Annotated in this window: 10 protein-coding genes and 1 other RNA gene; 8 read left to right on the top strand and 3 right to left on the bottom strand. The window is 61.7% G+C overall.

All coding sequences use genetic code 11. The annotated features are described in order from the left end of the window. Window positions 1–85 precede the first annotated feature (85 nt). Complete coding sequence (locus Q4P21_RS06275; RefSeq protein ID WP_303387945.1) at window positions 86–943, top strand: acyltransferase domain-containing protein; 858 nt, start codon at window positions 86–88, stop codon at window positions 941–943. 61 nt (window positions 944–1004) lie between these two features. Then, a complete protein-coding gene (locus Q4P21_RS06270) occupies window positions 1005–2612 on the top strand; it encodes a peptide chain release factor 3 (protein WP_303387944.1) in 1608 nt (535 codons plus the stop codon). A 45-nt stretch (window positions 2613–2657) separates the two neighbouring features. Here Q4P21_RS06270 and Q4P21_RS06265 read toward each other — a convergent pair whose 3' ends face one another. Then, entirely contained in the window at window positions 2658–3386 is a 729-nt protein-coding gene (locus Q4P21_RS06265; RefSeq protein WP_303387943.1) for an HNH endonuclease family protein, read from the bottom strand. 491 nt (window positions 3387–3877) lie between these two features. Here Q4P21_RS06265 and Q4P21_RS06260 point away from each other — a divergent pair, with 491 nt between their 5' ends. The 5 genes from Q4P21_RS06260 to Q4P21_RS06240 all read left to right on the top strand — a co-directional run bounded on the left by Q4P21_RS06260 (window position 3878) and on the right by Q4P21_RS06240 (window position 10364). Continuing rightward, window positions 3878–4486 carry a TetR/AcrR family transcriptional regulator gene (locus Q4P21_RS06260; RefSeq protein WP_303387942.1) on the top strand — a complete coding sequence of 203 codons (609 nt, stop codon included), beginning with the start codon at window positions 3878–3880 and terminating at the stop codon, window positions 4484–4486. A 191-nt stretch (window positions 4487–4677) separates the two neighbouring features. After that, window positions 4678–5655, top strand: coding sequence for a helix-turn-helix domain-containing protein (locus Q4P21_RS06255; protein ID WP_303387970.1), 978 nt, complete (start codon window positions 4678–4680; stop codon window positions 5653–5655). A gap of 164 nt (window positions 5656–5819) precedes the next feature. Beyond that, the gene (locus Q4P21_RS06250) at window positions 5820–7229 is read left to right on the top strand and encodes an aldehyde dehydrogenase family protein (RefSeq protein ID WP_303387941.1); all 1410 of its coding nucleotides are present in this window, start codon (window positions 5820–5822) and stop codon (window positions 7227–7229) included. Between the two features lie 194 nt (window positions 7230–7423). Continuing rightward, on the top strand, window positions 7424–8926 hold the full coding sequence (locus Q4P21_RS06245) for an APC family permease (protein WP_303387940.1): 1503 nt from the start codon (window positions 7424–7426) through the stop codon (window positions 8924–8926). Window positions 8927–9017: 91 nt separating this feature from the next. Next, entirely contained in the window at window positions 9018–10364 is a 1347-nt protein-coding gene (locus tag Q4P21_RS06240; protein WP_303387939.1) for an NAD(P)/FAD-dependent oxidoreductase, read from the top strand. Window positions 10365–10511: 147 nt separating this feature from the next. Here Q4P21_RS06240 and rnpB read toward each other — a convergent pair. Both rnpB and Q4P21_RS06230 read right to left on the bottom strand, forming a co-directional pair. After that, an RNA gene (gene rnpB, locus Q4P21_RS06235) (RNase P RNA component class A) lies at window positions 10512–10891 on the bottom strand. A gap of 98 nt (window positions 10892–10989) precedes the next feature. Next, a complete protein-coding gene (locus tag Q4P21_RS06230) occupies window positions 10990–12486 on the bottom strand; it encodes a glyceraldehyde-3-phosphate dehydrogenase (protein WP_303387938.1) in 1497 nt (498 codons plus the stop codon). A gap of 172 nt (window positions 12487–12658) precedes the next feature. Here Q4P21_RS06230 and Q4P21_RS06225 point away from each other — a divergent pair, with 172 nt between their 5' ends. Then, complete coding sequence (locus Q4P21_RS06225; RefSeq protein WP_303387937.1) at window positions 12659–13423, top strand: YaaA family protein; 765 nt, start codon at window positions 12659–12661, stop codon at window positions 13421–13423. Window positions 13424–13593 lie beyond the last annotated feature (170 nt).

The raw sequence follows: 13593 nt of genomic DNA, 5'->3' as shown, positions 1-13593 counted from the left end.
CAATGACGCGCAGGTCCTAACACTGCGCACCACTGTGTTCCAACGCTGCGCAGGTTCTGGCACGCAGCTTCGCTAAACTGGCCCAATGACCCCACGCACCACTTTGAGCCCCGAAATAACCCTTGAATACTTGGGCATTGACCCGCAGGATCACGCGGACTGCCTTGCCTTGCTGGAGGGTTCGCCCTCCCCGGCGGTGGTAAAGGTACTGGGACATTTGTCTTCAAGGCTGGGCAGCGCTGATACATCCCTGCCGCAGCTGGAGACAACTGGGCTCCCCGTGGGCGAGCTGCACTGGATTAGTGCCATGCTGCGCTTTGCACCCGAGGTCATTGCCTGGCACGCGGAACGGTATATACCGGAGGCGGTCACCCGGGCAACCCTGGCCGATGTTGGCCGGAACATGGCCATCAACCGCCGTGTCCATCTCCGTTTCGGCATGGACACGTACAAGTGGCTGAACCACTTGTTTGCGGGCCGTATTTACCAGCTCGGCCGCCTGCAATACCTGATCCACCAGCCAACGGCGGCCATCCCGGGTGTGGCTTCCGGTGAGTGGATTGTGGGCGTCCACATTCCTGAAGGTGGCGGGCTTGCCCCCGCAGCCGTCAGCGAGAGTCTTGCCCTTGCTGCGCCGTTCTTTGCCGAACATTTCCCAGAGCACCCTGTTGCCACAGCCAATTGCGAGTCCTGGCTGCTGGATCCCTATCTGGCCGAACACCTGGAGCCCTCCTCCAACATTGCCACGTTCGCAGCCCGTTTTACCCCGTACGGTGAACCCCGCACCGAACCTTCCGACGCCATCTACTTCACGTTCCGCACCCGCAACATGGACCACCTTGAGGCACTGCCACGCACGACGGCGCTGCAACGGGTTGTCCTGGAACGCATCGATGCCGGAGGTGCTTGGCAGCTGGGCCACGGGTATCTGTCGCTGCGGTAAACTTGATGGTTGGTGTCCTGCTCCTACCTGTTCGTCCTTTTCACCGCTAGAAAGTAGTCTTGTGTCCTCTCCGGCCCAGTCCCCCGCCCGCGCCACCGAAATCACCGGTCAAGCGCAACGGCGCAGAACCTTTGCCGTTATTTCGCACCCCGATGCGGGCAAGTCCACGCTGACTGAAGCGTTGGCGCTGCATGCAAAGGTGATTGGCACAGCCGGGGCCACCAACGGAAAGTCAAACCGCAGGGACACCATTTCCGACTGGCAGCAGATGGAAAAGGACCGCGGAATCTCCATCAGCTCCGCGGCATTGCAGTTCTCGTACCGCGACACTGTCATCAACCTGCTGGACACCCCCGGGCACGCCGACTTCTCCGAAGATACGTACCGCGTGCTGGCAGCAGTTGACTGCGCCGTCATGCTTGTGGATGCGGGCAAGGGCCTGGAAACACAGACCATGAAACTCTTTGAGGTGTGCCGCCAACGCAACCTCCCCATCATCACCGTGATCAACAAGTGGGACCGCCCGGGCCTGGATCCGCTGGAGCTGATGGATGAAATCACTGAGCGCACCGGGCTGACGCCCATGCCGCTGACGTGGGCGATCGGCATCGCCGGGGACTTCCGCGGCGTTTGGGACATCCGCCGCAACGAGTTTGCCAAGTTTGCCCGCAACAGCTCCGGCGCGCAGATCGCCTTGACCGAGTACATGACTCCCGAGGCGGCAGCGAAGTCCGAGGGCGATGCCTGGACTGATTCCACCGATGAAGCCAGTTTGCTCGTTGACGCCGATGCCCCCTTGGACATGGATGCATTTTACGCCGGCAAGGCCACTCCCCTGCTGTTCTCCTCTGCGGCACTGAACTTCGGTGTGAAGCAGATTTTGGACACGCTGGTTGATTTTGCCCCACCGGCCTCGCCCCGCAATGATGTCACCGGCACCCCACGCGCTGTGGATGCGCCGTTCTCCGGTTTTGTCTTCAAGGTCCAGGCCGGCATGAACCAGGCCCACCGCGACCACGTGGCGTTCATCCGCGTCTGCTCAGGCATGTTTGAGCGCGGCATGGTGGTCACCCAGACCCGCACGGGGAAGTCCTTCGCCACCAAGTACGCGCAGCAGGTCTTTGGGCGGGAGCGCGAAGTCATTGACACGGCTTTCCCGGGCGACGTCGTCGGTCTGGTAAATGCCTCCAGCCTCCGCGTGGGAGACACCCTGTTCGTGGAAGAGTCCGTGGAATACCCCGCCATCCCGCTCTTCGCCCCGGAACACTTCCAGGTGGCCCGCTCCAAGGACCCGAGCAAGTACAAGCAGTTCCGCCGCGGCATCGAACAGCTCGAGCACGAGGGCGTCATCCAGGTGCTGCGCTCGGATCTGCGCGGGGACCAGGCCCCGGTGCTCGCCGCCGTCGGCCCCATGCAGTTCGAAGTGGTCGAGGACCGCATGCACCACGATTTCAATGCCCCCATGCGTTTGGAACGTCTGCCGTACTCCCTCGCCAGATTGACGACGTCGGAGGCAACCGCCACGCTGAGCGCCGTCCATGGTGCTGAGGTGCTTGAGCGCAGCGACGGCGAGTTCCTGGCATTGTTCAACGACATTTGGGCCATGCGCAGGGTTCAAAAGAACCACCCGGAACTGCCACTGGAAGAGATCGGCACCCAGCGCGACTAGGTTTTCAGCCGCTGGCGTGTCCCGGCCTGGACCGTTTCAGGTTGCTTAGCTCCGGTAGCCGGAAGCGAGCGCGGCCTGCTGTGGACACCGGCCCAGCACGTTCTTCATGGCCGTCTTCTCTGCCGGGGTCACCCACAAGCGGTAGGCGGCCTTGACGGAGATTTGCCGGGCCACATAATGGCAGCGGAACTTCTTTGACGACGGCAGCCAGCTTGCGGCGTCAGAAGCACTCTTTTCCTGGTTGGCCGGCCCGTCCACGGCCAGCAGGTTCAGCGGATCGTTGGCCAGGCTTTGACGTTGCACCGGCGTCAGCCCGGCCGCCCCTGTTTGCCAGGCATTGCCGAGAGCCACTACATGGTCAATTTGGATGGCGCCACTGGTTTCCTTGCCACGTTTGAACTCGAGGTGCTCACCTGTGTACGGTTCTGCCAAGTTCCCTGACGCCACCAGGCACAAGGAGCCCGTGGTGAAGATTGGAGCGGCCAAGTCACGGCGCAGGATGTCGTTGCGGGTGTCGCACCCGTTGGCGTCGGCGTCCAACCAGGCCTCACCGAAATCGCTGCGTTGATAGTTGTTGCGAGGTGCCTTGCCCTTGACATCCAAGGTATCCAGGAGTGCCAGCGCTGTTCCTGACTCTACGGCGACAACTGGGTGTCCCAGCCCGGGCGATGACGTGCTGAACACCGGCGGCGGACCTGCCTCCGGCTCAAACGGCCATTTTCCGGAACTGTGCAGCCATCCGACCAGCAGCACAAGCACCACTACGAGTAACACAGCCGCAGTCCGCAGCAGGGCCCGCCCCGATCTGGGTGACCTCCCATTCACTCCACCGGTGAAGTGTTGCGCGGGGTACTTCCCCGGCCGATGGACCTCCTGCGCATGCCGTGCCATGGGAAATCCTCAACCCCGATCCCGCAACCAGGAGCATCGTTGTGCGTGTATCTTCAGGTACTCAAGTCTAGGAGTTGTCCCGGAATCCGGATTTCACTTATCCACAGGTCCGAAGGGCCTCCGGCATTCAGATGACAGCTCCTGCGGGTGTCGCCAGGCACTCTTCGCTCATATCGCAGCTGATGCGGGTGACCGAGCCGGTCACCCGCATCAGCTGCAGTTTGAATTGATTTCCAGGGCCCTGACAGCGAGCTGGGTTTGCCAAGGCCGGCAGCCCAGTTTTTGTCTATGCTTGTAGAGAATCTCCGCCCGCAAGCTGCACACATAGAACCACCGCAGACCTGTTGGCCAGACATCCAGTTAGGAGCCGTCGAATGCCAAAAATTGTTGACCACGACCAACGTCGCCTTGAGCTGGTCGATGCCACGTGGCGCATCATTGCCCAACACGGGATTGAGGGCGCCACCATGCGCGAAATCGCCACCGAAGCTGGCTTCGCCAACGGTGCCCTGAAACCCTATTTCCCCACCAAGGACCACCTGATCACATTCGCCTTTGGACACGTCTTCAGCCGAACGAACCAGCGGATCGCGAGCGCCGTAGCCAACAAGGTCGGGCTGGAGGCGATGCGCGCTTTCTGCCAGGAAGTGCTTCCGCTAGATCAGGACCGCATCAATGAAGCACGAATCGTCATTCCCTTTTGGCAAAAAACTCTCACGGATCCCGCCAAAGCCGCATTGCATGACACCTCGATGAATCAGTGGCGATCGGCACTGGAGGGACACTTGCGCCAAGCGCGCGACCGTGGCGAAGTCACAGCCGGAGTGCACGACGAGGACATTGTGAATCAACTCATGAGTATGCTTCTGGGCGCTCAAATTATCGCCGCCACCTCTGCCGGAAAACACCTGGCGGCTCAATTAAGCACTCAGCTGGACTCCTATCTCCTGCTCCTCAATCCCGTTGCACTGACCGTCCGCTGATGAATCAAATTTTTATTCGCCCATCGTTGAAAATAAGTGACAGGGACCACGTAAGCAACTACAGTGATTGAGAAGTAGTGCCCACCCCAAGTTTTGCCCGGGCGTCACTCCGCTTCCGGGTGACCACCGCTGTGGTCGGCACAATCCCGCCGCACAGGCCAACGCACCACTAGGGATATCAAATGACTGCCATGATCAAAACGGCACCTGCCACCCCGAAGGTAGATGCCGTCCACAGTGCAACCGCGCATTCGTTCTCCGCTTGGAACGATCTCATCTGCGCGTCCTTCGTGCCACTGCATGTCCGTACCAGTAACCAGGAACATTTTCATGGTCGGCTACGCTCCCGACTTCTGGACGAACTCTCCATCATCGAGGTCACGGCTTCCGGGCACAGCGTGCACCGCACCCCCTCGCTCATCAGCCGTGCTGACCGGCTTTACTTCAAACTCAACCTGCAATTAGCCGGCACCGGACTGCTGATCCAAGACAACCGCGAAGCAGTCCTGCACCCGGGCGACCTTGCCGTGTATGACACCCACCGCCCCTACACCCTTGCCTTCGAATCAGACTTCCGCACCCTGGTATTGATGTTCCCCCACGATGCCCTTGACCTGCCTGCGGGCTCCGTGGGCCAGCTGACGGCGACGCGGCTGGCAGCCGACCAAGGGCTGGGACGGATGATCAGCCCCTTTATGACCCGCCTTTCAGAAAATCTCGACGTTCTCTCCGGGGCCAGCGGGCACCGGCTGGCCCACAACACGGTGGACCTGTTGAGCACCATGTTTGCTGCGGAGCTGGAGGATCGGGCACCCGCTGGCCCAGAACGCCCGCACGAGGAACTTTTGGGACGCATCCGAGGCTTCATCGAATCCAACCTCGCCGACCCGGATTTGTCTCCGGCAAGCGTTGCAGCGGCGCACTTCATCTCTACCCGTCACCTGCACAATATCTTCCAGGAAGCCGGAACCACGGTGGCACACTGGATCCGCACACGGCGGCTGGAGAATTGCCGGCGCGAGCTGCGCGAACCACTGATGGCACACCGCTCCGTCAGCAGCATTGCCGGCCGCTGGGGCTTCGTGGACGCCGCACATTTTAGCCGTATTTTTCGATCTGCCTTTGGCGAGCCGCCCAGTAGCTATCGGCGGTCGGCAGCCCACACCTGAGCCCAACACGGCGGGGCCGGAAAGGACGCACATGTTCGCTAGGGGTCAACAGCCCTTCACGCAATGACAAGACGAGGCGACAGCCTTCGCTGAGACTGGAAGCAGCGAGGCATTACATTATCGCCCCTCACGCACCGCACCTACCAACTCGAAGTGGAGTTTTCATGGAAACGTACGCTGACCTCCTAACAACGATTGCGCCGACCACAGGCGAAACCCGGACCATCTTCGACCCCGCCACAGGGGAAGCTGTCGGCGAGGCGCCGGTGCACGTCGTTGCGGACTTGGAGCGCGCCATCACTGCAGCCACGGCCGCACAGCCGGCGTGGGCGGCTCTGGGACATGAAGGCCGGAGCGCCGCCCTTCTGAGGGCGGCCGACGCCGTCGAGCGCTCTGCCGAGGAACTGGCCCAACTACTCTCCCGCGAGCAGGGCAAGCCGCTCAACGGACCCAACGCACGGTTCGAGGTCGGCGCCTGCGCTGCGTGGCTGCGGACTGCCGCCGTCACGGAGTTGACCGATGAAACCGTAGTGGACGACGGTGCTACGCACGCCACATTGCATTACCGGCCCATCGGCGTCGTCGGTGCGATTGGTCCGTGGAACTGGCCCATGATGATCTCGATCTGGCAGCTCGCCCCGGCCCTGCGCATGGGAAATGCAGTGGTTCTCAAGCCTTCCGAGTACACGCCCCTGAGCGTCCAGGCCCTCGTTCACGTGCTGAACTCGGAGCTTCCCGAAGGCGTTCTCTCCGTGGTCTGCGGTGGCCGGGAGGTCGGTGCCCGCCTGGCCGAGCACCCCGAGATCGGAAAAATCATGTTCACCGGATCCACGGCAACGGGCAAGACGATCATCAAGTCCTCCGCTGGCACCGTCAAGCGGCTTACCCTTGAGCTCGGTGGCAACGACGCGGGTATCGTGCTTCCCGACGCCGACCCCAAGGCCATCGCCGAGGACCTGTTCTGGGGCGCGTTCATCAACACTGGCCAGACGTGCGCGGCACTGAAACGCCTCTATGTGCATGAGGACATCTATGACGAGGTTTGCAACGAACTTGCCGCCGTCGCCGCCGCCATGCCCATGGGTCATGGCTTGGATGAGGCCAATGTGCTGGGTCCGCTGCAGAACAAGGCACAGTACGACATTGTGTCCCGGCTGGTGGAAGCAGCCAAGGAGTCCGGTGCGCGGGTGCTGATGGGCGCAAATCCCGACACGGAGCAGCCCGGCTACTTCTACCCGACCACGCTCGTGGTGGACATCGACAACGACAACCCGCTCGTGGCGCAGGAGCAGTTCGGCCCAGCCCTGCCCATCATCCGCTACAGCACAGTCGACGAGGCGGTGGCCATGGCCAACGGGCTCGACGTCGGATTGGGCGCCTCCGTCTGGTCCTCCGACCTGGATGCCGCCCGAAGCGTAGCAGCACGCATCCAAGCCGGGACCGTGTGGATCAACAAGCATGGCGCCGTCGACCCCCGCGTTCCGTTCGGCGGAGCCAAGCAGTCCGGATACGGGCTCGAATTCGGCGTCGAGGGCCTCAAGGCCTGCGGCGTCCCCCAGGTGATCAACGGCTAGCAGGCCCAGCCATGACTAGGGAGCCGTTGCCGCACGCCGAGCAACGGCTCCCTTGTCATGTGATGGCAGGCCCGGCGCGAAGCCACAGGGGAACTCCTGCGCTGGTAGTCAATGCCGGTGCAGCGAATAACAAGCCCGAAGCTGTGATCGTTGACACACTCAAGGCATAGCTTATTCTCCCACTGGAGGTTTTAATGTCGCACGAACAGACTCTTCAAGCCGCAGACACCACGGCACACAACGAGCCCGGCAAGGGGCTCAGCAAGCGCACGCTGGGCGTGCCGGCCCTGGTCTTCATGATCATTGCCGCATCGGCACCCCTGACCGTGGTCGCAGGCGGGGTGCCGAGCAACTTCGCCGTCACCGCCAACCTAGGTGTCCCGCTGTCCTTCATCGCGCTGGGCGTGTGCGTGGCACTGTTCACCGTTGGATATGCAGCCATGAGCTCTCACATTCGCAATGCAGGGGCGTTCTACGCGTACATCGCCCAGGGCATAAGCCGAGCCACCGGAGTCGGCGCATCGTGGATCGCACTGGTCTCCTACAACGCCATGCAGATCGGCATCTACGGACTTTTCGGTTTCGCACTGGCGTCGTTCATCAACGACAAACTCAGCACCAACATCCCCTGGTGGGTTGCCGCCCTCGTTGGCTTCGTGATCGTCGGTTGGCTCGGCGTGAACAAGGTCGATCTCTCGGCCAAGGTAATTGGTGTGCTCGTGGCCGGCGAATTCGTGGCCGTCATCGTCTTCGACGTCATCTCCTTCGCCGTCCAGCCGGAAGGCGTCAGCAACGTGGGCCTGGTACCGACGGATCTGTTCACTGCCAGCGTGGGGGCAGCATTGGCGTTCAGCATGGCGGCATTCATGGGCTTCGAGTCGGCCGCGATCTACAGCGAAGAGGCCAAGGACCCGAAGCGCTCAATCGCACGGGCAACCTACATCGCCGTCGGCATCATCGCGGTGTTCTACGCGTTCTCCTCCTGGGCCATGATGATCGGCACCGGGCCAAGCAACATTATCGCCGAGGCCCAGCTGCACGGCCCGGATCTGGCATTCAACTTCCTCACAGCCCACGGTGCGGTCATTTTCTCCGACATCGCCCAGGTGCTCTTCGTGACCAGCCTGCTGGCCGCCCTCATCGCATTCCACAATGCCGTGGCGCGCTACGTATTCTCGCTTGGACGTGAAGGCGTGCTGCCGCGGTCCCTGGCCCGCGTCAACCGTCGCCATGCTCCGGTAGCCGGTTCCCTCGCCCAGTCCGCACTGGCCCTCGTCATGCTCATCATTTTCGCGATCGCCGGAGCTGGATCAGAGCTCGGCCCGCTATACCCGGTCTTGACGTTCTTCACGTGGCTGACTAACACCGGCGCCTTCGGCCTGGTGCTGCTGCTCGTGATGATCTCAATGGCAGTCATCGGCTACTTCCGCAAACATGCGGCCGGATATTCCCTCTGGACCCGGGTCATTGCCCCCTCCTTGGCCACACTGACCCTCGGTACGGTGTTCGTACTGATCGTACTGAACTTCAATGTGCTGATCGGCTCGGACGGCTTCTCCCCGCTGTCATGGATACTGCCAGCACTGGTGATCCTGCCGGGTCTTGCCGGACTCCTCTGGGGCCTGCGACTCAAGAAGCACCACCCGGAGATCTACCGTGGCATCGGCTTTGGCGGTGGGTCGGACACTTCCAACTGACACCAGATCACCGGCCCGCCGGGCCCAATGGGCAAGACCGCATCGCCACACCCCTCGTCAATTCAAAACCACCCCATGAAAGTAGGACCCCATGTCTGCCAAGGTACTGATCGTCGGAGCCGGCTTCGCCGGCTTGGTCGCCGCACGTGAGCTGCAAGCTGCCGGAGTGGAGGTGGAAATCTTCGAAGCACGCGACCGCATTGGAGGCCGCGCATGGACTCAGGAGCGCATGGGCTACACACTGGAAATTGGCGCTACCTGGGTGCATTGGATGCAGCCGTTCATCTGGACCGAGATTGTTCGATACGGCCAGGAGATTTACCCAAGCCCTGAATACGAGCGCGCCTACTGGCTCACCGGAGGGGAGGTCCAGGAAGGCACCGAAGCAGATATGGAGGAAATATTACACCGTCCCCAGGCGAAAATCTTTGAGAATTCGCGGGAGTTCTTCCCCTACCCGCATGAGCCCCTGTACGTCCTGGGGGAAGACTACAAGGGCCCTTCGGAGGTGGTCGAACGATTCCGCGAGGCCGACAAGGGCAGCGTGCTTGATATCTTGCGCGATGGAGACTTCAGCCAGGAAGAGATCGACTTGGCCGACGCATACTGGTCAGCTGGCTACAACGGCCACACCGCCTCCGCTTCCCCGCTCATGGCCAAGCACTGGGCTGCCTTGAGCGATCACCGCCTTTCCCTTCTCGACGAGCAGACGCTGAAGTTCAAGCTCAAGGGGGGAATGACCGGAATCTACACGGCTATTGCCGCAGACCTGACTTGCCCCATCCACCTGAACACAGCCGTGGAGGAGATCGAGCACAGTGGCGACGGCGTCAGACTAACAACTGCCGACGGAGTTGTTCACGAAGGTGATGCGGCAATCGTCACGGCTCCCTGGGGCGCATTGAAACACTTGCACTTTTTTCCCGGGCTTTCAGCTGATCAGCAGCGGCTTGTCACTCAAGGTTCGAACTCCACCGGCTTCAAAATCTGGATAAAGGTCAAGGGCCACCACAACATTATTGCAACCGCCCCCACGGGCAACCCGCTGGCAATGATGAAAAGTGAGTACTTCTTGGACGACGACACGACAATCCTGGTTGGGTTCGGACCGGACCACTCTCAGATCGACTTGCACGATGCCACACAGGTGCAGGACCTGGTCCAACGGTGGCGACCGGACCTTGAAGTTCTCGAAACCACGGGGCATGACTGGGTGGCCGACAAGTGGAGTGGACAAACGTGGTCCACCATTGCCTCGGAACAGTTCACCGACGGATGGCATCATTTCAGCTCTACCGGAACTCGGCTTCATTTCGCTGGCGCCGATTGGGCGAAAGGCTGGAACGGCGTCGTGGTCGACGGTGCCATCGAAACCGGGATTACCTCCGCCCGAACAGTGCTGCGAGACCTTAGGGTTCTATCCGCTCCTCGAGCCTGATCAGTTCATATCGCAGCTGATGCGGGTGACAGAGTCGAACACCGGCATCAGCTGCAGTATCAATTGGCGCTCGAAGCCCAGACAGCTATTTTGGGTGTAAAACAGGCCGCTCCTGCGCGAATTAGCGCGGGAGGCGGCCTGTGATGTTGGATAGGGCAGCCTGTACGCCGGGTTTTGTCATCCGCCGCAGTTGCCCGCGGCGGAGAGGCAACCATCCATCTACGAACGCCGTTGCCGACGCCCTCTAGCAGCCTACCCAGGCACTCGGGCGAACAGCCCTCAATCATGCCCTGTCTGGCCTTGCTCCGGGTGGGGTTTACCTAGCTCCCCCAGTCACCTGGGGAACTGGTGGTCTCTTACACCACCGTTTCACCCTTACCTGCGCGGCCCTGCGGCCTGCCGGCGGTCTATTCTCTGTGGCACTTTCCTGCGGGTCACCCCGAGTGGGCGTTACCCACCACCCTGTTCTGTGGAGCCCGGACGTTCCTCGAGCCGCTTGCGCGACGCGCGGTTGCCCAGCTGCCCTATCCAGCAACTAAGTGTACAGGCGGCAGGCGCAAAAAGGTGCCTTCCCGGCGTCGGGCATGAATGCTCGACGCCGGGAAGGCACCTTGGTGCTGGCGGCTTATGCCAGTGCGGGGCTGGGTTCTTCGACGCGCACCGGCAGGGCCGGGAACTCTGGCGGGTGAACGCCCGCCATTTCCTCCATGACCCGGACCACCTGGCAGCTGTAGCCGAACTCGTTGTCGTACCAGACGTAGAGCACGAGGTTCTTGTCGGTGCTGATGGTGGCAAGGCCGTCGACGATCCCTGCACGGCGCGAGCCGACAAAGTCGGTGGACACCACTTCGGGGGAATCGATGAAGTCGATCTGCTTGCGCAGTTCGGAGTTCAAGGACATGTCCCGAAGGTACGTGTTGACTTCGTCCTTCGTGGTGCCCTTCTCCAGTGTCAGGTTCAGGATCGCCATGGACACGTTGGGCGTGGGTACGCGAATGGAGTTACCGGTCAGCTTGCCTTCAAGCTCCGGCAGCGCCTTGGCCACGGCCTTGGCTGCACCCGTCTCGGTGAGCACCATGTTCAGTGCCGCCGAGCGGCCGCGGCGGTCGCCCTTGTGGAAGTTGTCCGTCAGGTTCTGATCGTTTGTGAACGAGTGAACCGTCTCGACGTGGCCGTGCACGATCCCGTATTTGTCGTTCAGGACCTTCAGCACCGGCGTGATGGCGTTCGTGGTGCAAGAGGCGGCAGTGATGATCTTGTCCGTGTCCTCGATGGTTCCATGGTTGATGCCATGGACCACGTTCTTCAAGGCACCCTTGCCGGGAGCCGTGAGCAGAACCCGGGAAACACCCTTGCTCTTCAGGTGCTGTGACAGGCCTTCCTCATCGCGCCAGCGGCCGGTGTTGTCCACCACCAGGGCATCGTGGATGCCGTACGCGGTGTAGTCGATCGTCGACGGGCTGTCGGAGTAGATCACCTGAATGGCCGTGCCGTTGGCCTGGATGATGTTGCGCTCTTCATCGACGGTGATGGTTCCGGTGAAGGGACCGTGGACGGAGTCGCGGCGCAGCAGGCTGGCGCGCTTGGTCAGATCGAAGTCGCCGCCCTTGCGCACCACGATGGCACGCAGGCGCAGGCCCTTGCCGCCGCCGGAGTGTTCGATGAGGATGCGGGCCAGCAGGCGTCCGATCCTGCCGAAGCCATACAGGATTACGTCGGTGCCGTTGGGCGCGTCCTGGCCCTGCTTGTCAACGACGTCGGCCAGTTCAGTGCGCAGGAATTCCTCGCGGGTGCGTCCGGCGCCTTCTTGGGCGTATTTCAGATTCAACTTGGCCAGGTTGATGGAGGCCGGACCCAAGTTCAGTGTGGTCATCGCCTGCAACAGGGGTAGGGTTTCTTCAGGGCGAAGGAGAACCCCGTCCACGTGGCGGGCGAAGCGGTGGATCTTCAGCAAGCTAACGGCTGACTGATTGATCAGGCTGCGTCCGTGGACAGAAAGAATCACATTGTTTTCACGGTAGAGGCGGCCGATGAGCGGGATCATTGCCTCCGCCATGGTTTCGCGCTGGATCCATGAATCCAAGACGGCATCGCCATTGGATGAAGCGTGGTCGGTCGTCACGTCATATACCTCTTCTAGCCTAAAACACCCTTGGTTCAAGCCACCATCAGTTTGTCAGTGAACCACCCCTCTTCGCTACTTCCGTGACTTGTGTTACTAGACCGGTCTATACAAAGCCTGTTTTGTTGCCCCTGTGGCGTCTACACTGCCCCGATGCCGATAAGCTCAAACGGTGCTGATCTTGCTGCCCCCCTCTGAAGGAAAAACCCCTGCCAAAACCGGGACCCCCGCCAACCTTTCTGAATTGAGCTTCCCGGAACTCACCGGCGCCCGGCAGGATGTGGCCCGCGCACTTGCTGCCGTGTCCAGTCAAGAGGACGCACTGACCCAGCTGGGTGTGGGTGCGTCGCTGCATCAGGAAGTGCACCGCAACACTCGTCTGGCAGACGAACCGGCGGCCCCCGCCCACAGCATCTACACGGGCGTTCTCTTTGATGCCCTGGGCTACCACGGCATGACGGCGACCCAAAAGCGCAAGGCCGATTCCGCCGTCGTGGTTGTCTCGGGGCTCTGGGGCGCTGTGGGCTTTGCCGACAGAATTCCCGCTTACCGGCTGTCGATGTCGGTGGGTTTGCCGGGGCTCGGCAAGTTGGCCAGTTTCTGGAAACCAAAGCTTGCCGCTGCACTGGCCGCGTACACGGAGGGCCAGCTGTTGGTGGATTGCCGCTCCAGCACCTATGGCGCGGCCTGGGTGCCCGATCCGGCACGCACCGTGGCCGTCAACGTCTTCACCGAGCGCGACGGCGTTCGCAAGGTGGTCTCCCACTTCGCCAAGCACACCCGGGGAGAACTGGCCAGGCATCTGCTGACCCGTCGTGGCAAGGCGCCTGAGACCCCGGAGCAGCTGCGCCGGGCCGCGGCCGAGAAGTGGACTGTGGAACTCGTCCCAGGCACAGCGCGCAAGGCCCACGCACTGAACATCATCCTGACGGACTAAGCCCCGCACGTGGCCACTGCACACGGCCTCATGCCACGGTGGCAACAAGCTCCACTTCGAAGCCGTCCGCGTTCTCCAAATATGCAGCATGGTGACTGGGGCCGCCGGCAAGGGGATGCCTGTCCGTGAACATCAGCATCCAGCCGTGGTCCAGCGCTTCTTCGGCGATT

The organism is Arthrobacter sp., assembly GCF_030540645.1.
Classification (GTDB): domain Bacteria; phylum Actinomycetota; class Actinomycetes; order Actinomycetales; family Micrococcaceae; genus Specibacter.
The sequence above is the reverse complement of the archived record's forward strand: the minus strand, read 5'-3'. Positions and strand labels throughout refer to the sequence as shown.

What these genes read in the sequence shown, in the direction of transcription:
- Q4P21_RS06250 (WP_303387941.1), top strand. Translation starts at nt 5,820, where the DNA reads ATGGAAACGTACGCTGACCTCCTAACAACGATTGCGCCGACCACAGGC.
- Q4P21_RS06275 (WP_303387945.1), top strand. Translation starts at nt 86, where the DNA reads ATGACCCCACGCACCACTTTGAGCCCCGAAATAACCCTTGAATACTTG.
- Q4P21_RS06240 (WP_303387939.1), top strand. Translation starts at nt 9,018, where the DNA reads ATGTCTGCCAAGGTACTGATCGTCGGAGCCGGCTTCGCCGGCTTGGTC.
- Q4P21_RS06260 (WP_303387942.1), top strand. Translation starts at nt 3,878, where the DNA reads ATGCCAAAAATTGTTGACCACGACCAACGTCGCCTTGAGCTGGTCGAT.
- Q4P21_RS06245 (WP_303387940.1), top strand. Translation starts at nt 7,424, where the DNA reads ATGTCGCACGAACAGACTCTTCAAGCCGCAGACACCACGGCACACAAC.
- Q4P21_RS06255 (WP_303387970.1), top strand. Translation starts at nt 4,678, where the DNA reads ATGATCAAAACGGCACCTGCCACCCCGAAGGTAGATGCCGTCCACAGT.